The sequence below is a fragment of the Oscillospiraceae bacterium genome, assembly GCA_009780275.1.
GTDB lineage: Bacteria > Bacillota > Clostridia > Oscillospirales > UBA929 > WRAI01.
Map to the genome: position 1 here is coordinate 57,675 of WRAI01000005.1, position 19,936 is coordinate 77,610.

The window sequence follows — 19,936 nt, forward strand, 5'->3', positions numbered from 1 at the left end:
CTATGTATAGACAAGCATAGTATACTGCAAGGGTTTTCATAAACCTTGAAAATGTTGTCGAACGTTTGTGTCGATTTATAGGAAGTTTTGATGAGGTAAGCTTTACATTACCGCATCAAATTGAAGTAACAGAGCAAAAAACCGCTCAATTACGGGCGGTTTTTGCTCTGCTGTCAGAGTTTGCTATACAGCAAACTCTATTCTTCCAACATCCTCGTGCGTTCGCGAAATAGCAGCGAAATGGTCCACACACCGGCTAATGCAATAATGGCATATACAATACGACTGATGGTGGCGGTTTGTCCGCCGAATAGCGCAGCAATCAGGTCATATCGAAACAGGCCAATACTGCCCCAGTTGAGTGCGCCGATGATGCTGAGTGTTAAGGCCAATCTATCCATAGGGAAATTTACTCCTTTCCTGGTTATGCTGAAAAAAGAAATGCATTCTAACACTTCGTTTCTTAGTACAGGTTGGGGATAAGTTGATTCAAAATTTATTTAGCCCGTGAGTTAGTATCAGCCGAATAGATTAAACTATGCAAAAAAAAATGATTTTCAAATTTGCAATTTTTGCTGTGAAATGATATACTGAGCAATACAATGAACGTTAACACTTTTGGGAGGCTCACATGAAAAATAAAACCTGGTGGCATGATAAAATTGCCTATCAAATCTATCCACGCAGCTTTTACGATGCCAATGGCGACGGTACCGGCGACATCAAAGGCATTACGGCAAAGCTTGATTATATTAAGAGCTTGGGTATCGACATCGTGTGGATTTGCCCGTTCTATAAGTCGCCGATGGACGATGGCGGCTACGATATCAGCGACTACTACGACATCGACCCAATTTTTGGTTGCAAAGAAGATGTTGATGAGCTGCTTGAAGAGGCCGGCAAGCGTGGCATTAAAATTTTGATGGACTTAGTGCTCAATCATTGCAGTGATGAGCATGAGTGGTTTCAAAAAGCCCTTGCTAACCCGACTTGCGAAGAAGCAGATTACTTCTGGTTTCGCACGACGACCGACGGCAAGCCGCCCAATAACTGGCGTTCAATGTTTGGCGGTTCGGCATGGGAACACGTTGGCGGCGGGCGGTATTACTTACATTTATTTAGCAAAAAACAGCCCGACTTAAACTGGGAAAATCCCAAACTGCGCCAAAAACTATATGACATGATTAATTACTGGCTCGACAAAGGTCTCGGTGGCTTCCGCATTGATGCGATCACACACATCAAAAAAGAGCCGATGTTGGCATCCTTGCCACCTGACGGCGATGATGGTTTAGTCGATTGCTATATTCCCACACGCAACTACCCCGGCATTGGCGACTATCTGCTCGACATGCGGCGTAATACGTTTGACAAATATGAATGCATGACAGTTGCCGAGGCGGCGGGCGTGCCATATGAAGATTTAGTAGATTATATTGGAGCCAACGGTTACTTTGATACGTTGTTTGATTTCAGTTATTCCGAGCTATACCACTACGGACACGCGTGGCATACCTGCAAAAAAGCCGGTGAATGGCCAATTTCGTTGCTGCGTGACAAGATGTTCGCCTCACAAATCGAAACGGCGAAAATTGGCATGGGTGCGGTGTATTTTGAGAACCACGACTACCCACGGGCATCGGCGAAGTTTATTCCCGAGCAATATCGTTGCGCCACGGCCGACAAAATGCTGGGTACTTGCTTTTTCTTCCTGCGCGGCATTCCGTTCATCTATCAGGGGCAGGAAATCGGCATGACCAACGTGCGTATGCCGTCGATAGACGACTACAACGATATCAGCACGAAAAACCATTACGCCCTTGCCATCGCCGACGGCCTTACGCCGGAAGAGGCCATTGATGCCGTGTCGATTTACAGCCGCGATAACGGCCGTGTGCCGTTTAGCTGGGATGATTCGCCTAACGGCGGTTTTACTGCAGGTACGCCGTGGTTAGCCACACATCCCAAGTACAAAGAAATCAACGCGGCGAAAGAGATGGCGGATAAAAACTCGGTCTACTGGCATTATCGTGCCATGATCGACTTACGTAAAAATCCGGTCTATAAAGATACCTTTGTCAATGGCGGACTTACACCGATTTTATTGGCGTATGACCAAATTATCGCTTATAAGCGTGGTGAGAATATTGCGGTGATTTGTAATTTCAGCCACGAGGAGCAAGTGGTAAAGCTGCCTTTTAATGCTCGGCGATTACTGCTGAACAATTATGAGAATTTTGTGACGCATGATATTGGTGAGGATGTGGTGCTTGCGCCGTACCAGGCAGTGGTCTTGGAAGTGTAGGGTTAAAAAAAGGACGGCATCGCCGTCCTTTTTGCTATGTCTTCTCGCGTTTCACTATGTTTAGCGAGGCCGATGACTTCGTAGCAGTTGCCTTTGTAGGGCGATAGATGCCTAACTCATCGCGCTAGACAACATACTCTCCGTCATAGGCCACCAATGCCGCGTGGTTAACACCATCAAGTTCGTTCAGTTCGTTAACGAGCGAACCCTCTTTATCAATCAACGTGACTTCATAAGTCAGCTCAATGCCTTTAGCGGTAACGCTGCGCGAGCGCAGCTTGTTGCGCTTGGTGGCTTTGTTCATGGCGGCCAGCGCAGCTTTGGCAGCCTGATCGTCATCACAGCCGACAACGAGCAGATAGCTGAGCCCGCCCATGGGCAGTAGGTTCAACACAAGCAGCACCACGGCGACGGCGATGCTGCCGATAAACGCCAAGCGGTACATGCCGGCACCCATACACAAACCGGCGGCAATTGACCAGAACAGGAAGAGCAAGTCAATGGGATCTTTGATCGCGGTACGAAAACGTACGATAGATAATGCACCGACCATGCCGAGCGACAACGCCGGACTGTTGCCAATCGCCATAACCACCATGGCTACGACAACGGACATCGCCGACATCGTAATGTTAAAATTGCGGCTGTATAACACCGCGCGACTGCTGATGCGGTAGACAAAGAAGATGTAGATAGACAACGCAAAAGTCAGTAGCAACGTCGTAACGATTTGTCCTGCCCCGATGTCATTGTCGAAGCCGACGGCCAGCATGTCGAAAAAGCCTTGCAAGTTCATAGTGTGTAGTTCTCCTTTATGCGCTGTGTCGCCGCACAGCATAGTATGAATTTCGACGTCGCTTGCCTGCGGCGGCCATCCAGCCTCAACATTTGCCCGATGTGTTTGGGAATAAAAGCGTCATACTTGACTTCCAAAATGGCCTGCCCGTCCGGCAGGACATCTATGGCGGACAAATGCTGCTCGGTTAGCGGAAACATGCCAAACGGTGCGCGAAGCCTTTGGTCGAGCGTCACGCGTACATTGCCCATCGGATTGACGAAAGCCTCGCGGTAATAATCAACCAACTGTACGGGTTTCAGCAGTTGCAGGCGGCGCGACAGCTCAAAGCGGCGAAGCAGCTGTTTTTCACTGGTCATCAAGGCGCGGCTATCATTTTCGAGAATTTGCCGCAATTCCTCCGGTGTTAGTGCAGCGACTTCTTTATTGACGTAGCTATCCTTTTTCTCTTTGCGTTCCAAATACACCATGCCTTGGAAATTATATAGCCGCAAACGGTATTTCTCGCGCTCGGCAACGCCTTCAAGTTTGTCGAGGAAAGTGCTCATCTGCGCGTTTTCAAAATAGAGGCTGCGTATGTAGTACCCGCCACTTTGATCGGCATTGGCATCACGTGCCATCACAGGTTCGAGCCGACGGCGTATGGTAACGACATCACTTTCATTGATAATGGTCTTGAACTCATGGCGGAAGCCCAAAACTGCTCACCCCCTTGCGTATATTTGCTATCTTACACCATTGTGGAGAATTTTGCAAGATGTATTTACAAATGGTGAAAGAGTATGATATAATGCGCTGCCAAGCCAAATGCGGTGGGGTGCTCCCGAAAAGAACGTTATATAATTAAATTAATGGGATAGTGGGAGCGGGTTATTTCAATTTTGCAAGCAGAAAAAGTGTTAAAAAATCGCTTGAAAGTATCCCCTTCCTTCGTCCCTCCCGTAATATGGATATATTGGCTAAAATATAGGTTTGAAAGGATATCTCTATGCTTCAACTTACGAACTTAACCAAGCAATTCAAAAAGGGCACATTGGCGGTTGATAATTTGTCGCTGACTATCAATGATAGTGAAGTTTTTGGTCTGCTGGGTGCCAACGGCGCGGGCAAGACTACCACGCTGCGTATGCTCGCTACTATGCTGTCGCCAACAAGCGGCACGGCTACTGTTGAGGGCTTCGACATTGTCAAACAACCTGAAGATACGCGCCGCAGCCTGGGTCTGCTCTTTGGCGGCGATGTTGGGCTATATGACAGGCTGACCTTGCGCGAAAATATCCTCTATTTCGCTGAACTCAACGATATGCCAGCCGAGGATGCCGAGGCGCACGTTAAACGCTTGGCAGAGCATCTCGACTTTACAGAACATCTCAAAAAATGGGCAGGCAAATGCTCGAAAGGTACGCGCCAAAAGGCGGCATTTGCGCGCGCCATTATCCACAACCCCAACGTCATGCTGCTTGACGAGCCGACCATCGGTCTTGATGTTACGGCACGGCAGAGCGTGGAAGATTTTATTCTGCATTGTAAAGATCTTGGCAAAACCATTGTGCTGTCCGATCATAATCTGGATATGGTTGAGCGCGTCTGCGATCGTATCGGCATCATTGATCAAGGCAAGCTGCAAGGTGTCGGCACCATTGCCGAATTGTGCGAACAGCACGGTTGCGAAACGCTCAAAGACGTATTTTTCAAGCTTTGTCATGAGAGAAAGGCGGTGGCGTCATGAGCAAATACACAGGTGTTGTCTTGCGAAAAGAGCTGAAAGACACTTTCCGCGACAAGAAGACAGTTTATCTCGGCATGTTGCTGCCATTGGTGCTATACCCGTTGCTCTTTTGGTTTATGGGTCGCGGTGCGGCGCAATTTGACCAAGCCGGTGCGACGGTGGCACTCTACGGCATGAATAACGCGCCTGCCGTGCAAGCGTTTTTGACGGACACTGTTTTTGCCGATTTTGAGGAGATTGACGTTGTTGATAGTGATGACCCACTGCAGGACCTGCTCGACGGCAACGTAAACGTTGTGATGCGTATGGACGACAATGCTGCCGCGGCCTTGCTGGCGGGCGAGCAGGCTGATATCCAGTTGATGTACAACAACACGCGTACGGCATCGCAAGTTGGTGTTGCCACGGTGCAGGGAACGCTTTACGCTTACAACCAAATCGTTGTGGCGCAGCGTCTGTATAGCGAGCATGGTGTTTCGCTTGATGATTTGTCACCGCTTGTGATATTGCCGAACGAGCGGTACAGCGACGCCGAGGGAGAAGCCAATGATTTCCTGTCCATGATGGTGCCGATGCTGCTGTTGATTATGCTGGCAGTGGGCAGCATGGCCTCGGCCGTCGACATGTTTGCCGGCGAGAAAGAACGCAAGACATTGGAACCGTTGCTGACAACACGCGCAGGGCGCGGCTCGATTTTGACGGGCAAGTTCTTGGCTGTGTCGATGATTGGCTTCTTGACCACGATTATCACCTTAGTCGGTATGTTCCTCGGCTTCTACATCAATGCCGACACCATGATGGGCGAAGGCGGTGGCTTTGGCGGGTTGTTGGAAATTCCTATTCCGGCTTTGTTGTTGTCTTTGCTGCTTGTCGTTGCGGTGCAGATGAGCTTTACCGCCATCCACGTCATTCTGTCAGCGTGGTCAAAGAATGTGAAAGAAGCCAGCACCTATGGCTCGATGGTCATGGTGGCCGCCATGATTCCCGCCTATGCCACAATGTTTATGGCGGCCGGCGATGTGCCGCGCTGGATGATGTATGTGCCGTTTGTCAACGTCGCGGGCGCGCTGAAAATGCTGCTTGGTGGCTTCCACGACTATGCCATGGTTGGTATTGCGCTGGCCAGTTCGGCGGTCTTCCTATTCGTCCTGCTGTGGGTGACAACGCGCATGTTCAAAAAAGAGGAGATTATGCTGAGGATGTGATCCGCCGTACAAGAGGCGTGACAAATATAAACATAGGGGCGGGCATCCCATGCCCGCCTATTTTTTATCATAGGAGATAAGCCATTATGACAACAATGCCGCATCACATCATACTTGACGGCATCATCTCAATACAAGCTTGCATTCAATCCAAGAGCCGCCCCATACACACCGTCTACATCGGCACACAAAAGCAAAGCCGAAAGATTGACTGTTTTCTCAATGTGCTGGAAGAGAATAGCATACATGTCCAATGCGTTCCGCCGGATTTTATTAAACAGCTTTCCGCCGGCAAAACAAATGGCGGTATTGTCGCGACGGCGGGAAAACGGGTATTTCAATCTGCTGAGACCATATTTGACAGCATGGCAACGCCGCACTTTTATGTGCTGCTGGAAGGCATCGAAGACCCGTTTAACGTTGGCTATTGCATTCGGTCTTTGTATGCGCTGGGCGTTAACGGCTTGTTTTTATCTGCGCGGGACTGGGGCGCGGCGGAAAGTATTATTGTCCGTGCCTCAGCAGGGGCTTCGGAATACATGCCCATTTGTCTCTATAACGATGCGGCGGAATTGGCTTCCACCGCACGTTTTCGTAATATCGACATCGTTTGCGCCGATGCGACTGATAAAGCTATAGACTTATATGAGACTCAATTTTCTGCGCCGATGCTATTGGTTATTGGTGGTGAAAAACGCGGGATAGCAATGGACTTTCTGTCGACGGCCAGCACTGTTGTGAAAATTCCGTATGCGCGGGAATTTCGATATTCTTTACCGGCAGCCTCGGCAACGAGTATTTTGGCATACGAGGTGATGCGGCAGCTGCGACAAAGAGACGCCGTACGCGAGGTGTAGGTTTGGCGCATTGTTTACAATTGCATGGCTGTAGTGTATACTAGACGCAACCGTAAAGCATAGGGCGGAAAAGTGCTGCTCTTATACGAATTGGAGGCTAATATATGACATTTTCTCAAATCCCCTACGAGCGACTGACCTACGAAACCCTCGTGCCGCAGATGCAAGATTTGACTGAGCGGTTGGCCGGTGCGGTTTCAGCTGCCGAAGCGCGTGAGGTCTATGTTGCTTACGACAAATTGGCGCAGCAGTTCGACGCGGCAATCGCCGTTGTCTACATCCGCAACCATTTGGACACGACGGACAAATTTTATGAAGACGAACAGGCATACAACGATGAAATGATTCCGCGTGCGATGGAGTTGTTACATGCATTCAATATCAAGCTGTTGGCTACGCCCTTCCGTGCCGACTTAGAGCGCGAATTTGGGGCATTGATTTTTAAGAACGTTGAAATTGAGCAACGCGCTTTTTCGTCCGCCATTGTTGAAGACTTGCAAGAGGAAAACAGACTCGATACGAGCTATACCAAATTGTTGGCAAGTGCGCAAATTGAATACAACGGAGAAACGTACAATTTGGCGCAATTGGACGCGTTTCATCTTGATGCTGACCGTGAAGTACGCCGCTGCTCAACGCTGGCACGAGCCGAATGGTTTAACAAGCAGACGGTCGAGCTGGATGAGACTTTCGATAAATTGGTGGCTTTGCGAACAGCGATGGCACAAAAACTGGGACACGACAACTACATCGCCATGGGCTATGACCGACAGGAGCGCAATTGTTACGGGCCGGCCGAAGTGGCAAAGTTCCGCGATGCCGTAGCAGCGCACATTGTGCCGTTAGCGGCAGAGTTGAAAGCCAAACAGGCGCAGCGTATTGGGCTTGACAGCTTAAAAATTTACGATGATGGTGTGCTCTTTCCCGACGGTAACGCCAAGCCGTTGGGCACACCCGAAGAGATTTTGGCCAATGGGCGGCAGATGTACCGCGAACTTAGCGCAGAGACGGACGAATGGATGGAAGCTATGATTGCAAAAGACGCATTTGATGTGCTGGCCAAGAAAAACAAAGCTGGCGGCGGGTTTTGCTACACCATTCACGAGTATAAATTGCCCTTTATCTATGCCAATTTCAACGGCACAAGCGACGATGTCGAAACGCTGACGCACGAAGCGGGACATTCGTTTGCGGCGTGGCGGTCATTTAAGTACCCCATGACAGGGCAGCGTGAATACTCTTACGATACTGCCGAAGTGCATTCAATGGCGATGGAGTTTTTGACATGGCCATGGATGCACCTGTTCTATGGCGCGCAAACCGATAAATTTAAACAAGCGCATTTGGAAAATGCCTTGACGTTCCTGCCCTATGGCGTGATGGTGGACGAATTCCAGCACATCATATATGAGCAGCCGAAACTATCGCCGCAGGAGCGCAACGAAGTCTGGCGCGCGTTGGAGAGCAAGTATCGCCCGTGGCTGGACATTGACGTGCCATTTTACGCCGAGGGGCGGCGCTGGCAAGCACAGAGCCATATTTATAGCCGGCCGTTCTACTACATTGACTACTGCCTGGCACAAGCTAACGCGCTGTCGATTTGGGCCGAGTCGCAGACTGATCACAAGGCAGCCTGGCGCAAATATTTGGCGTTTGTCGAGCTGGCAGGTACGCAGACATTTATCGATTTAACGCGAGGTGCCGGACTGAGCGACCCGTTTGAAACCGCGACATTGGAGAAAGTGGCTGAGATTGTGGCAAAATCTAAACTAATATAAAACCATCTTGGCGGCGCAGAGAAGTTATATTAGCGACAAGGGGTGTAGGCAATGAACATAACCTACAAAGACACAAAAAATTTTGTTAGCACAGACTTACAAGAGCTATTCTTATCTGTTGAGTGGTCGTCGGGACACTACCCTGAGAAGTTAGCTGTTGCGATGAGAAATTCCGGCTCAGTGTTCACAGCTTGGGACGGTAATAAACTTATTGGGCTTGTGAGTGCCTTAGATGACAATGTTATGACTGCATATATTCATTATTTGTTGGTTAACCCCGAATATCAAGGAAAAGGCATTGGAAAAGAATTGCTTAAGCTAATTACAGAAAAATACGAGACGTACCTGCGCATTGTGCTGATTGCATACAAAGAGGAAACAGGATTCTATCAAAAATGCGGTTTTATTCATAATGATAGAAGTGTACCAATGAAGATTACTTCACTCTGCACCTAGTAAGCATGCGAAAGCACGCCCCCCCTATGCTATGATTGGAGAAAACCATGACCATCACCTACACAGTTCACAATGGACTATATGTCAATCTAACCAATCGATGCACCTGCGATTGCGATTTTTGCGAGCGAAACAGCATCGACCGTGTCGGCAATTCTGGCAGTTTGTGGTTGGAGCGTGAACCGACGTTGCAGGAAATTCTCGACGATTTGGCAAAATACGACTTGATGCAATACGATGAACTGATTTTCTGCGGATTCGGCGAGCCAACACTGCGGTTAGATGTTATTTTAGGTGTTGCGCGTGATGTAAAGGCGTGTCATCCCCGCCTACCGATTCGTATCAACACCAACGGACATGCCAACCTGATTGCCGGACATGACGTCACACCGGACATGCAAGGCCTGATTGATGTGTTGTCCATTTCGCTCAACCGCCCTGACGGTGCGGCATATGAACGTCATATGAGGCCGGTCTATGACTGCGCTTTTGACGGCTTGCTCGATTTCGCGCGGCGCGCTAAGCAATATGTGCCGACGGTTGTACTAAGTGTTGTTGATGTATTGCCGGAAGAACAATTACAACAGTGCCGACTGATTGCAGAACGTCTAGATGTTACCTTTCGCGTTCGGCCCTATCATGCCGATTCTGATAATACTGTCGGCAATTTGACATAATTCCGTCTGTGGATAACCCTGTGGAAAACTTGAATTACTCTTGATATGACGGCATTTTTAACAATCCGATGATTTGCCTTGAATTCCACAAAGCATTGCGGCACAATGCGCGTTGTAATCCTTTGCGGGATTATTGTAAAGTAAGCGAAAATGTTTCGAAACCATGAATTCTAGCCATTGTCTACATCAAACGTCATGTAGTGGATGCAACGCCCTGTATCCCATAGCCTGCAAATGTTTACCGATTCATATGTAAAAGCAGCATTTCTGAAAATAATAGTTACAAACTTGACACAACCGTTGAATTTCTCAAAAAAACGTGGTATACTACTTAATGCATATTCTTTTCATGAAAGAAAACACAAGAGAGAGGGAACCACGTGATTCATTATACAATAGAGGGCGGCCGGCCGTTGAGCGGCACTGTGTCCATCAGCGGTGCAAAAAATGCTGCACTTGCCATTATTCCCGCTGCAGTACTCGTGCGGGGCACGTATCGGCTCGACAACGTACCAAACGTGCATGACGTTTGCATCCTCATCGACCTGCTCCGCGCCATGGGTGTGACGGTTAAAAAAATCAACAACAATTGTTACGAATTCAATTCAGACAGTGCCGATTGCTGTAACGTGCCGTATGAGTTGGCACGGCGCATTCGGGCGAGCTATTATTTAGTCGGCGCTTGTTTAGGTCGCTTCGGCAAAGCCGATGTCGCCATGCCGGGTGGCTGCGACTTTGGTGTACGCCCTATTGATCAGCACCTCAAAGGGTTTCAGGCCCTTGGTGCAACTTGTGATGTACGCGGCGGCGCGATTATCGCTGAATGTGCCGGTCAATTGACCGGCAGTACGGTTTACCTTGACAACGCATCGGTTGGCGCGACGATTAACATTATGTTGGCTGCGGCGCTTGCCGAGGGCACGACCGTTATTGAAGCGGCGGGCAAAGAACCGCATATTGTCGACTTGGCCAATTTCCTTAACTTCTGCGGTGCTGAAATTCGCGGCGCTGGTACCGATGTCATCAAAATCCATGGCAAAAAAGAGCTGTACGCCCGTGATTATGCTATCATACCTGACCAAATTGAGGCGGGAACGTATATGGCTGCTGCAGCGGCAACCGGCGGTGAAATTACATTGCTCAACGTCATTCCCAAGCATTTGGAGTGTATCAGTGTCAAGTTGCTTGAAATGGGCGTTGAAATCGAAGAAGGCGATGACACATTAACTGTGCGGCGTGACGGCGAAACCCCGTTGACAGCAACGTCGATAAAAACCATGCCCTACCCCGGATTTCCAACTGATATGCATCCGCAGATGGGTGCGCTGCTGACCATTGCAGAGGGCACATCAATGATTGCCGAGCGCGTGTGGGAAAATCGCTTTCGCTATGTCAACGAATTGCGGCGCATGGGTGCCGATGTTAAAATCGATGGTCGTGTTGCCGTTATCGAGGGTGTTAAACGTCTGTCCGGCGCGCCGGTGCAGGCATGCGACTTGCGGGCTGGTGCAGCGGCAGTCATTGCCGGCCTTGCGGCGTGGGGCACGACAACCGTGACTGACGTTTTTCAAATTGAGCGTGGCTATGAGGATTTGGTGGGAAAGCTGCAAGCGCTCGGCGCCAATATCCAACGCGCTGAAGAACCTGAAGAGCCGACGTTGACCGTGGTGACTGCGTGACCTTTGCCGTCACTCTCGCCAGCAGCAGTGCCGGCAACGCAACGCTGTTTTCTAACGGCAGGACGCACATTTTGCTCGACGCCGGATTGGGCATCCGTACATTAAAGCGCAATTTGGCCGCCTTTTCGCTGGCACCGGAAGACTTGTCCGGCATTGTCATCAGCCACGCCCATGGTGACCATACGCGGTCGCTGCCGTACATATCTGAAAGTGTACCTGTTTACGCCTCAAGCGGCACATCGAAGCGACTGTCAAATCGCCCGATTGCTGTTATGCCGGGGCAAATTTTCGAAATCAACGATGTACAAGTCAGTCTGTTCGCTACGCCACATGACTGTGCCGAAAGCACTGGATTTCTATTGCAAGACGGCGAAAAAACAATGGTGCAAGTGACAGATTTGGGACACATGTCATCTGATGTACTGGATGTGCTGACAAGCGCGCCAACAGTATTTTTGGAATCGAATTACGACCACGACATGCTCATCAACGGGCACTATCCGTGGTTCTTAAAAAAACGTATTGCCGGCTATCATGGGCATTTGTCCAATGACGATTGCGCCGACGCTGTGGCACATTGCGTCAAAAAAGGTCTGCAGAACCTTGTGTTGATGCACTTGTCTAAAGAAAATAATACGCCCGAGCGGGCGTATCAAACAACGACGGCACGGTTGGCGCACGACGGTATCGTTGTCGGGCGGGATGTGCAAGTACAAGTCGCGCCGCGGACGGAATGCTGTGAGTTAGTTACGTTATGCTAAACATCGAAATCATCTGCGCCGGACGTATCAAAGAAACACACTATCAAGCCGCTTGCGCCGAATACGCAAAGCGATTATTGCCATATTGTAAACTTACAGTAATCGAACAGCCCGAAGGTAAGCCGATAAATATCCCCGATGATCGTATATATACCATCGCGCTAACGCCCGAAGGCAAGACGCAAACAAGTTACGATTTTAGCCGTGAATTTTGGTCAGTCGGCGAAGCGCACAGCAAGCTGCGCTTTTTAATCGGCGGCTCAGACGGCCTGTTTCCGAAGGACTTGGCACGGGCGAATGAAGCATTGTCACTGTCACGTATGACATTTACGCATGCCATGGCGCGGGTGCTGTTGTTAGAGCAGATTTACCGTGCCTGTATGATTCGCATCGGAAAGAAGTATCATAAATAATGTAGAGGATGCCGCGCCTGCGCGGCTCCTACGAAACAAGGAGAATAAGCATGAAACATGAAAATATGGCGCTGCTCACCACTATGGACAACACAAACCTGGAAGTCGACTCACTCTGCGCGTTGCTCAACTCATGTGATATTGATACCTATGCCATGCCGGCTGATAACAATGGCATTACGCAAATCTTGCTCGGACAGTCGATGCAAAACCGTTTTGGCTTTGATGTCTACGTGTCAGCGGACAAGTTGCAAGAGGCAAAAGATATTCTCGCCGCGCCGCCGGTGTTTGAAGACGATGAGGAATAATGCATAGAGGCGGGTGCTTGGCCGCTTCCGCAGGCGAAAATAACAGGAGGTGCTTGTTGTACATGACATACCAAAAAAACTACCGCCATTGGCTAACCTCCCCCACTCTCACCGCCGATGAACGCGCTTATTTGCAAGGCTTGAATGATAAACAAATTGAAGCACTCTTTTTCGCGCCGTTGTCATTTGGCACGGCAGGGTTGCGCGGCGTGATGGACATTGGCCTGCACGCCATGAATGTGCACATCGTGCGCCATGCCACGCAGGCATTAGCCGATTTGGTGTTGCGGGAAAAAGAGGAGAGCCCGGTGGTTGTCATCGGTTATGACTGTCGTGAAAATAGTAAAGAATTCGCTCACGCCGCCGCGTCCGTGCTGGCCAACAACGGCATTGCCGTCAAGCTATTTTCCGAGCTTTGCCCCACGCCGCAAGTGTCGTTTGCCATTCGGCATTACGGTGCGATGGCCGGTATCAATATTACGGCATCGCACAATCCGCGTGAATATAACGGCTATAAAGTTTACTGGCGCGACGGCGCGCAATTGCCCACCGCCCACGCCGCGCAAATGGCTGATGTTATGGCAGGGCTGGATGTTTTGGAAAACTCGGCGCGTCATGTCGAGTGCCAAAATGCGGATTTACTCACAATACTGGGCCAAGAAACCGACAGATTGTTCCTGGACTGTGTGCTGGCACAGCGCAAGCGCGCAACACCGCCGGACAAGCAACTCAGCCTTCTCTACACACCATTCCACGGTGCCGGCTACCGCCTTGTACCGCAAGTTTTGCGCGAGGCGGGTTACACGCAAGTGCAACTTGTACCTGAGCAATCGATACCCGACGGTACGTTCCCGACCGTCAAATCGCCCAACCCTGAAAACATCGAAGGCTTTGCGCTGGCTATTGAGCAAGCCAAAGTGGAGGGCATTGACGTCATCATTGGGACCGACCCAGATGCCGATAGAGTCGGTGTAATTGTAAGAGAGGGTGAAAAATACAAAGCCCTGTCCGGAAATCAGATTGGCGTCATGCTGGCCGATTACTTAATAAAAAACACGTCCAAGGAAACCGAACAAATGCCTTGCGTCATTACAACCATCGTCAGTACGCGCATGATTGATGTCATCTGCAAAGCGCATGACGTGCCGCTATTCCGCACCTTTACCGGCTTTAAGTACATCGCCAGCGTGATGGAGCAGCACGCCGATACCCATAGTTTGTTGCTCGGGTTCGAAGAATCTTTTGGATATATGACAGGCGATTTCTGCCGCGATAAAGACGCCGTGACGGCGTCACTGCTCATTGTTGAAATGGCGCACTGGTATGCTGCGCAAGATATGACGCTGGCCGATGGCTTGGCGGCATTATACGCGCAATACGGCAATTATCGCGAAGAGACAGTTAATCTAGTCATGCCCGGCGTCGACGGCTTAACCAAAATGAGAGACTTGATGCACAACCTGCGCCGCAACCCGCCACAATGCATTGCCGCTGCGGCAGTTAAGGAAAAAATTGACTACAATAACGGCATCAATGGCCTGCCGCCCTCAAACGTATTACAATTCGAGCTAGCCGACGGCACGACAATCCTCGTGCGCCCCTCCGGCACTGAGCCAAAAGTCAAAGTATATATTCTGTCATCGCATCAAGAGATTGAAACATATGTAGTTTGGGCGAAACAATTAGCAGGATAAATATAAAAGACGGCAACTCGCCGTCTTTTTCTAACCACTTACCTAAAAACGCTTGCAATTTCACTGAAATTGCGCCATACTGCAATCACAGGAAGGAGGTCGCTCATTTGAGGTTTCGCATCGAATACATAGACTTGGCAGAAGATGAGGAAATTATTCTGCGCTGCCATAGTCTTGATGAAAACATTCGTCGTCACTGCCAAGCCATTGAGGCAATGCTCGACGAACGACCTGCCATCGTGTATACCAAAGGCGAGCAGGAGTTTTACCTGATTAGTCGTGACATCCTGTACTTCGAAACCCAGGGGGAAACAGTGTACGCCCATACGGCAAAGGATCTGTTCAAGGTTAATTATCGACTCTATCAGCTCGAAAGTATGCTGCCGCCGGAATTTCTGCGCATCAGCAAATCAACCATCGCCAATACGGCGCGGATATTATCGCTGACCAAAAGTGTATCATCAAACACTATCCAGTTTGCCGGTTCAAACAAAGAAGTCCATGTATCACGGTTCTATTTTAAGGAATTGAAGCAAAAACTAAGCCAAAGGAGAGGGTAACAATGAGAATGACTTTTGGCGCTTACCAAGAACTTGCCATGGTTAAGCAGCGTGCCATGCATGAGCACGAGCGACGGGATATGCGCCTGGCCATTCTGTTTCAAGGCATGGGCGGAACAATCAAGCCGCGCCGGCGAACAAAAAGGAGTGGGAAATATGAAAAGTAAACAGAATAATATCATACTGGGGTTAATCTTCCTCGCGACAGCTGCCGTAGTTATCTTGAATATCATCGGCATCGTCGAATTCGGATTTTGGACCATTATTCTTACCGTATTATTTGGTGGTGGCGTTATCTACCATACGGCATACCGCGAGTGGTTCGGCATGTTCTTCTGTTTAGGCGCGCTGACATGGGTATACCGCGATTTAATCTATGAGCATACCGGCATCGTGGTTCGCTTCTGGCCGCTGGTTGGCGTAGCGCTTTTGTTGGCAGTGGGGTTTCGCTTCCTGTTTGGTAAAGGGAAGGGCAAGCAAGGTATTTTTAGTAACTGGGACGTAAATGTTGATTTCAGCGACGACGATGACGTCATCATCGGCAATGTAGGGTCATCGAGCGATGAAAACGCCCCCGGCGAGCGTGTGTATTTTAAGGAAAGTTTCAGTGGCAGCACCAAGTTTGTTACGTCGGACAACTTGTCTTATGTTGGCATTATCAATAAATTTAGCGGCATAGAAGTGCATTTGGAGCAGGCAACGCTGGCGCCCGATGGCGCGACGGTTGCCATCGAAAACAAATTCGGCGGTGTAGAAATTTATGTGCCTCATGGCTGGAATATTGTTACTAAGGCAAACAGCTTTTGTGGCGGCTTGGAAACACCAAATCAGCCGTGGAAGGAAGGCGCACCGACACTGACAATTGTCGGGCGCAATCAATTCGGCGGTGTAGAGGTCAATATTGTGTAAGGGGTCATATCATGAAAAAACAAACCAACATCTTTTGGGGACTTATCGCTATCGCTGCCGCTGCATTAATCATTATCAACATTGTTGTACAGCCGCTGCCCATGAGCCCGCTCTCTATTGTCCTCACGGTCTTGTTAGGCGTCGGATTTATCTATAAAGCCATTCGCCGTGAATGGGGCAGTGCTTTCTTCTTCGCCGGTTGGTTGACATGGCTGTACCGCGAACCCATTTACAACGCAACGGATGTGCGTCTGAGCATCTGGACGATTTTTGGTGTCATGTTATTGTTGAGTATTGGGTTTAGGATGCTGTTCGGCAAGCGTAAACACACCTTTTTCGATATCGCCGGCGTTAACATAAGCTTTGATGCCGACGAAACAGGCGATAAAGATGAAATCATCATTGAGGCAGAAGAGGACTGAGAACGCCTGCCATTTCTTCACCAAAAATTCGCACGGCACGAATGGCCTCGCTCAAACAGTTGCCCGAACTGCCAACCTCAAGCAACAGTGAGCCTGTCGTGGCATGTTGATTAAATCGCCCGTTGCGCATCAAAATTGGGCGCATACTGTTCGGGACACGCGCCAATACTGCCTGTTGCAGCTGTGCGGCAAAAGCCAGATTTTCGCGCCAATGCGGAAATGGCTGCCCACTGCCGCTGCTGCCCATCACAAACATCATCTGCGCGTGATTTTCCCCATTATATTTTGTCACAGCACTATAAATTGTACCATCGTCGCGCATAATTGAATCCCGGTGAATGTCAATAACAATAGCTATGCTTGGATAGCGCTCAATATAGCTTTCGATGCTCTCTAATGCGCGGCTATATGCGCCGGCAAATGTTGGGAAATCATAGATCGTACGGTCGTGCAGTACGTTAAACCCGTGTGCCGTCAGCACTCGCGCCAATTCGTCGCCGATGCGCACAACATTAAAGTTCGCATCATCGGTACGCTCCACATCAGTCGGAACGTACCAATTTTGTTCATTGGGGAAAAATGCTTCGGTCGTATGTGTATGAATAAGCAAAACCTGCGGTTGATTGCGCTGCAAATTGAGGTTGAGCGGCGCATTGAGCAGCAGTTCGACGTCAATATCATAAGAAGTGCCATTGCGGACAAAGACATCGCCGTAAGTTACAAAACCGTTGGCGTTGGCCGGAATAAATGATCCTTCACGCACACGATAAGCCCGCCGATCGGGCTCAAACGGCGGAAAATCAAGCTGTGGCATAAGCACGGGGAAGACAGAGGGCGCAATACCATCCACAGCCGTTGCGGTATGCGCCGGGATCGGCACACTGCCTGTATCATTCGGCACATCAAGGTTCGCTGCCGGCGGTTGTCCGTCGTCTTCTACGTATACTGTATTAAAATTCAGCCATCGCCCCAACGCCGCCGACTGCCAAGCAATGGCATGTCGGGCTTCAAGGCGTGGTGGTGCAAAAAGTGCGCTCTGTGAGGCAATGGAGGCTTGAAAGAGACTTGTTCGCCGAGCTGGCGTATTGAGCGAAACGTTGCCAGTCAATAATATGTACAATATTGCTGTCAAGAAAGTCAGCACAGTTATGGGAAAAATGATTCGCTGTATATAAGGGTGGACACCGTTTGCTCGTTGTTTTGGTAGCGTGTAGGGTCGGTGAGGTTGCATACATGTTCTCCTTTGTTCTTGTAAGAGCGAACACAGTTCGCCCCTACGACTATATGCGCCTGTCCTCGCGGATATGCTTGTAGGGTGCATAACCTGGTCGCTCCGAGAGGGAAAGCGCATTGCGTGCTGCATGGCTGCGCCTTTATGGCTTCAAAGTTATTTAACGGTTGCCTGCGGCAGCGCTATGCCAAAAATCCCCTGACATCGGCTAACGTAAACTCTTTATGCAAGGCCAAACTAATACCATATCCCACCACCCGCGCCACTTCTTTAACCAATGCATCAATATCCTTGGGCGTGACGATTAAGCTGCCGCCGTAATCGTTAAGCGCCTGCGGGTCAACTTCCCCTTGTCCTGCTTCTTCAAGTAGATCGGCGGCCAGCGTTGCTGCATCAACAACAGTCGGAATGCCGACGGCAATAACCGGTACGCCCAGTGTCTGCGCATTCAATGCTGCCCGTGCATTGCCAACGCCCGAGCCGGGCACAATGCCGGTGTCGCAAATCTGCACCGTCCGGCAAAGTCGCGATAACTTACGGCTGGCCAGTGCGTCAACGACCAGCAGACAATCGGGATGCATGCTGTCAACAACGCCACGAATAACATCGGCACTCTCCATGCCCGTTGATGCCAATACGCCGGGACTTAACGCCGAAACCGGCCGCAGCGCCCCAAAATGTTCGGGATATTTCTGCACTAAGTGCCGTGTCACCACAGTACTTTCGACAGCAAGCGGCCCGACGGCGTCGGGCGTAATGTTCTTGTTGCCCAATCCAACAATCAGTACCGCCGTGGCATTGGAAGGAAGAAGCTGTGTGATGTGTTGCGCTGCGGCGTAGGTGCTGTTGTCAAAAGCCTGCGCATCATGCCTGCGCAGTGACGGTAGCTCAATGGTAACATACTGTCCGGCGGGCTTGCCCAACGCCCTTTCACCGCGCTCATCGAGAATACGAACGGTGTGAACATCACAATCAAAGGCGTGACTGTCCGAAATGTCAACACCTTCAAGCGCAGTTGATTGTTGCTCCTGCCATAGTTCGTGCGACTCAACGGCAAGATCGGTGCGGATTTGCGGCATAAAAAATCTCCTTTATACAAATTAGGGGTTGTACTTTGGTAGGCAGGCGTGATATAATAATACTGAAAGCGAGCGCATGAGTTTTGCCGTGAAAAATGCTGCGAACGCGCCGCCAATGAAGTTCAAATCTAAAAAGGAGGCTACTATGAAAGACGTAAAAGACTTGAAAGGTACAAAGACTGAAAAGAATTTGCACGAGGCGTTTGCCGGTGAGAGCATGGCGCGCAACAAGTACACCTATTATGCAAGCAAGGCCAAGAAAGAAGGCTATGAGCAAATTGCCGCCATCTTTACCGCGACGGCTGACAACGAGCGGGAGCACGCTAAAATTTGGTTCAAGCTGCTCGAAGGCGGCGAAATTGAGAGTACCGATAAAAACTTGGCGGCGGCCGCCGCGGGTGAGCGGTATGAGTGGACCGACATGTATAAAACATTCGCTGAAGAAGCCGCCGAAGAGGGCTTTGATAAGATTGCATCGCTGTTTACAATGGTGGCAAAAATTGAAGCCCAGCACGAAGCGCGATATAATAAATTGCTCGAACGCGTCAAAACCGGCGGTGTGTTTACCCGCGATAACGATATCTTATGGGTTTGCCGCAATTGCGGCCATTCGCACAAAGTCGATGTTGCGCCAGACATATGCCCCGTTTGTGCCCACCCCAAAGCATATTTTGAGGCGTACGCAGATAACTATTAAGAGTATTGAACATCGTAAGGGCGGGGCAACCCGCCCTTTTTCGCGCATCCCTTATAAAGAGGTTATTTGTGAAGCGTGTTTGCTCACCAAATAAGCTTTGGCGCGGCGTGCATCCTGCGGCGCGACATCAATTTTCATGGTAACTTCGGTGCTGTAAATGTCGTTAAAGATATAAGGAAACAATCCCGTCGGCCGTTGTGGTTGACGGGGCAAAACTTGCATGGCGTTGACCGCCACGCCTGTATCGCGCAAATTGCGCAGCGCCCACTCAGCAGTATCGGCATCCTCAAAATTGGCAATGATGACAGACATAGGGCTCTCCTTATCGCGGAGCGTTGTGCTCCATAACACAGTCTTTGCAAAATTTCGCCGATTATCCA

The 19,936-nt window shown here is 49.8% G+C and carries 23 protein-coding genes; 17 read left to right on the top strand and 6 right to left on the bottom strand.

Going from position 1 to position 19,936, the window contains the following annotated elements; genetic code table 11:
- Positions 1-197 precede the first annotated feature (197 nt).
- Entirely contained in the window at positions 198-401 is a 204-nt protein-coding gene (locus FWE06_02745) for a DUF378 domain-containing protein (protein MCL2546100.1), read from the bottom strand.
- Positions 402-631: 230 nt separating this feature from the next.
- On the opposite strand from FWE06_02745, the gene FWE06_02750 reads away from it, so the two are divergent.
- Positions 632-2,305, top strand: a complete 1,674-nt coding sequence (locus tag FWE06_02750; protein ID MCL2546101.1) for an alpha-glucosidase — start codon at positions 632-634, stop codon at positions 2,303-2,305.
- A 124-nt stretch (positions 2,306-2,429) separates the two neighbouring features.
- Here FWE06_02750 and FWE06_02755 read toward each other — a convergent pair whose 3' ends face one another.
- Positions 2,430-3,101: a DUF4956 domain-containing protein gene (locus FWE06_02755; protein ID MCL2546102.1), complete on the bottom strand. Its 672-nt coding sequence runs from the start codon at positions 3,099-3,101 to the stop codon at positions 2,430-2,432.
- Positions 3,098-3,799 carry a polyphosphate polymerase domain-containing protein gene (locus FWE06_02760; protein ID MCL2546103.1) on the bottom strand — a complete coding sequence of 234 codons (702 nt, stop codon included), beginning with the start codon at positions 3,797-3,799 and terminating at the stop codon, positions 3,098-3,100. Before FWE06_02760 ends, FWE06_02755 begins: the two co-directional genes overlap by 4 nt.
- Positions 3,800-4,089: 290 nt before the next feature.
- On the opposite strand from FWE06_02760, the gene FWE06_02765 reads away from it, so the two are divergent.
- The 15 genes from FWE06_02765 to FWE06_02835 all read left to right on the top strand — a co-directional run bounded on the left by FWE06_02765 (position 4,090) and on the right by FWE06_02835 (position 16,549).
- Positions 4,090-4,830, top strand: a complete 741-nt coding sequence (locus tag FWE06_02765; protein MCL2546104.1) for an ATP-binding cassette domain-containing protein — start codon at positions 4,090-4,092, stop codon at positions 4,828-4,830.
- A complete protein-coding gene (locus FWE06_02770) occupies positions 4,827-6,035 on the top strand; it encodes an ABC transporter permease (GenBank protein MCL2546105.1) in 1,209 nt (402 codons plus the stop codon). Before FWE06_02765 ends, FWE06_02770 begins: the two co-directional genes overlap by 4 nt.
- Positions 6,036-6,121: 86 nt before the next feature.
- Positions 6,122-6,892 carry an RNA methyltransferase gene (locus FWE06_02775; protein MCL2546106.1) on the top strand — a complete coding sequence of 257 codons (771 nt, stop codon included), beginning with the start codon at positions 6,122-6,124 and terminating at the stop codon, positions 6,890-6,892.
- A gap of 104 nt (positions 6,893-6,996) precedes the next feature.
- Positions 6,997-8,670, top strand: coding sequence for a M3 family oligoendopeptidase (locus FWE06_02780; GenBank protein MCL2546107.1), 1,674 nt, complete (start codon positions 6,997-6,999; stop codon positions 8,668-8,670).
- Positions 8,671-8,721: 51 nt separating this feature from the next.
- Entirely contained in the window at positions 8,722-9,126 is a 405-nt protein-coding gene (locus FWE06_02785; protein ID MCL2546108.1) for a GNAT family N-acetyltransferase, read from the top strand.
- A gap of 47 nt (positions 9,127-9,173) precedes the next feature.
- A complete protein-coding gene (locus tag FWE06_02790; protein MCL2546109.1) occupies positions 9,174-9,803 on the top strand; it encodes a TatD family nuclease-associated radical SAM protein in 630 nt (209 codons plus the stop codon).
- Between the two features lie 380 nt (positions 9,804-10,183).
- Positions 10,184-11,482, top strand: coding sequence for a UDP-N-acetylglucosamine 1-carboxyvinyltransferase (gene murA, locus FWE06_02795; protein ID MCL2546110.1), 1,299 nt, complete (start codon positions 10,184-10,186; stop codon positions 11,480-11,482).
- A complete protein-coding gene (locus tag FWE06_02800) occupies positions 11,479-12,243 on the top strand; it encodes an MBL fold metallo-hydrolase (GenBank protein MCL2546111.1) in 765 nt (254 codons plus the stop codon). Before murA ends, FWE06_02800 begins: the two co-directional genes overlap by 4 nt.
- Positions 12,237-12,656: a 23S rRNA (pseudouridine(1915)-N(3))-methyltransferase RlmH gene (locus FWE06_02805; protein MCL2546112.1), complete on the top strand. Its 420-nt coding sequence runs from the start codon at positions 12,237-12,239 to the stop codon at positions 12,654-12,656. Before FWE06_02800 ends, FWE06_02805 begins: the two co-directional genes overlap by 7 nt.
- A 50-nt stretch (positions 12,657-12,706) precedes the next feature.
- Positions 12,707-12,964 carry a hypothetical protein gene (locus tag FWE06_02810; protein MCL2546113.1) on the top strand — a complete coding sequence of 86 codons (258 nt, stop codon included), beginning with the start codon at positions 12,707-12,709 and terminating at the stop codon, positions 12,962-12,964.
- A 62-nt stretch (positions 12,965-13,026) separates the two neighbouring features.
- Positions 13,027-14,658, top strand: a complete 1,632-nt coding sequence (locus tag FWE06_02815) for a phospho-sugar mutase (GenBank protein MCL2546114.1) — start codon at positions 13,027-13,029, stop codon at positions 14,656-14,658.
- Positions 14,659-14,765: 107 nt separating this feature from the next.
- Positions 14,766-15,218: a LytTR family transcriptional regulator gene (locus FWE06_02820; GenBank protein MCL2546115.1), complete on the top strand. Its 453-nt coding sequence runs from the start codon at positions 14,766-14,768 to the stop codon at positions 15,216-15,218.
- Between the two features lie 2 nt (positions 15,219-15,220).
- Positions 15,221-15,385: a hypothetical protein gene (locus FWE06_02825; GenBank protein ID MCL2546116.1), complete on the top strand. Its 165-nt coding sequence runs from the start codon at positions 15,221-15,223 to the stop codon at positions 15,383-15,385.
- Positions 15,375-16,127 carry a cell wall-active antibiotics response protein gene (locus FWE06_02830; GenBank protein MCL2546117.1) on the top strand — a complete coding sequence of 251 codons (753 nt, stop codon included), beginning with the start codon at positions 15,375-15,377 and terminating at the stop codon, positions 16,125-16,127. Before FWE06_02825 ends, FWE06_02830 begins: the two co-directional genes overlap by 11 nt.
- Before the next feature lie 11 nt (positions 16,128-16,138).
- Positions 16,139-16,549 carry a hypothetical protein gene (locus tag FWE06_02835; GenBank protein MCL2546118.1) on the top strand — a complete coding sequence of 137 codons (411 nt, stop codon included), beginning with the start codon at positions 16,139-16,141 and terminating at the stop codon, positions 16,547-16,549.
- On the opposite strand, the gene FWE06_02840 is transcribed toward FWE06_02835, so the two are convergent.
- A complete protein-coding gene (locus FWE06_02840; GenBank protein ID MCL2546119.1) occupies positions 16,527-17,780 on the bottom strand; it encodes a stage II sporulation protein P in 1,254 nt (417 codons plus the stop codon). The genes FWE06_02835 and FWE06_02840 overlap by 23 nt on opposite strands.
- A gap of 182 nt (positions 17,781-17,962) precedes the next feature.
- Positions 17,963-18,859 carry a GPR endopeptidase gene (gene gpr / locus FWE06_02845; protein MCL2546120.1) on the bottom strand — a complete coding sequence of 299 codons (897 nt, stop codon included), beginning with the start codon at positions 18,857-18,859 and terminating at the stop codon, positions 17,963-17,965.
- A 145-nt stretch (positions 18,860-19,004) separates the two neighbouring features.
- Between gpr and FWE06_02850 the strand changes: the two genes are divergently transcribed.
- Positions 19,005-19,556: a rubrerythrin family protein gene (locus tag FWE06_02850; protein MCL2546121.1), complete on the top strand. Its 552-nt coding sequence runs from the start codon at positions 19,005-19,007 to the stop codon at positions 19,554-19,556.
- A 51-nt stretch (positions 19,557-19,607) separates the two neighbouring features.
- Here FWE06_02850 and FWE06_02855 read toward each other — a convergent pair whose 3' ends face one another.
- The gene (locus FWE06_02855) at positions 19,608-19,868 is read right to left on the bottom strand and encodes a hypothetical protein (GenBank protein MCL2546122.1); all 261 of its coding nucleotides are present in this window, start codon (positions 19,866-19,868) and stop codon (positions 19,608-19,610) included.
- Positions 19,869-19,936 lie beyond the last annotated feature (68 nt).

Bases quoted from the DNA above. Each gene is read 5' to 3' on its own strand.
- FWE06_02745 (MCL2546100.1), bottom strand. From the start codon at position 401: ATGGATAGATTGGCCTTAACACTCAGCATCATCGGCGCACTCAACTGG.
- FWE06_02750 (MCL2546101.1), top strand. From the start codon at position 632: ATGAAAAATAAAACCTGGTGGCATGATAAAATTGCCTATCAAATCTAT.
- FWE06_02755 (MCL2546102.1), bottom strand. From the start codon at position 3,101: ATGAACTTGCAAGGCTTTTTCGACATGCTGGCCGTCGGCTTCGACAAT.
- FWE06_02765 (MCL2546104.1), top strand. From the start codon at position 4,090: ATGCTTCAACTTACGAACTTAACCAAGCAATTCAAAAAGGGCACATTG.
- FWE06_02770 (MCL2546105.1), top strand. From the start codon at position 4,827: ATGAGCAAATACACAGGTGTTGTCTTGCGAAAAGAGCTGAAAGACACT.
- FWE06_02775 (MCL2546106.1), top strand. From the start codon at position 6,122: ATGACAACAATGCCGCATCACATCATACTTGACGGCATCATCTCAATA.
- FWE06_02780 (MCL2546107.1), top strand. From the start codon at position 6,997: ATGACATTTTCTCAAATCCCCTACGAGCGACTGACCTACGAAACCCTC.
- FWE06_02785 (MCL2546108.1), top strand. From the start codon at position 8,722: ATGAACATAACCTACAAAGACACAAAAAATTTTGTTAGCACAGACTTA.
- FWE06_02790 (MCL2546109.1), top strand. From the start codon at position 9,174: ATGACCATCACCTACACAGTTCACAATGGACTATATGTCAATCTAACC.
- FWE06_02805 (MCL2546112.1), top strand. From the start codon at position 12,237: ATGCTAAACATCGAAATCATCTGCGCCGGACGTATCAAAGAAACACAC.
- FWE06_02810 (MCL2546113.1), top strand. From the start codon at position 12,707: ATGAAACATGAAAATATGGCGCTGCTCACCACTATGGACAACACAAAC.
- FWE06_02815 (MCL2546114.1), top strand. From the start codon at position 13,027: ATGACATACCAAAAAAACTACCGCCATTGGCTAACCTCCCCCACTCTC.
- FWE06_02825 (MCL2546116.1), top strand. From the start codon at position 15,221: ATGAGAATGACTTTTGGCGCTTACCAAGAACTTGCCATGGTTAAGCAG.
- FWE06_02830 (MCL2546117.1), top strand. From the start codon at position 15,375: ATGAAAAGTAAACAGAATAATATCATACTGGGGTTAATCTTCCTCGCG.
- FWE06_02835 (MCL2546118.1), top strand. From the start codon at position 16,139: ATGAAAAAACAAACCAACATCTTTTGGGGACTTATCGCTATCGCTGCC.
- FWE06_02840 (MCL2546119.1), bottom strand. From the start codon at position 17,780: ATGCAACCTCACCGACCCTACACGCTACCAAAACAACGAGCAAACGGT.
- gpr (MCL2546120.1), bottom strand. From the start codon at position 18,859: ATGCCGCAAATCCGCACCGATCTTGCCGTTGAGTCGCACGAACTATGG.
- FWE06_02850 (MCL2546121.1), top strand. From the start codon at position 19,005: ATGAAAGACGTAAAAGACTTGAAAGGTACAAAGACTGAAAAGAATTTG.
- FWE06_02855 (MCL2546122.1), bottom strand. From the start codon at position 19,868: ATGTCTGTCATCATTGCCAATTTTGAGGATGCCGATACTGCTGAGTGG.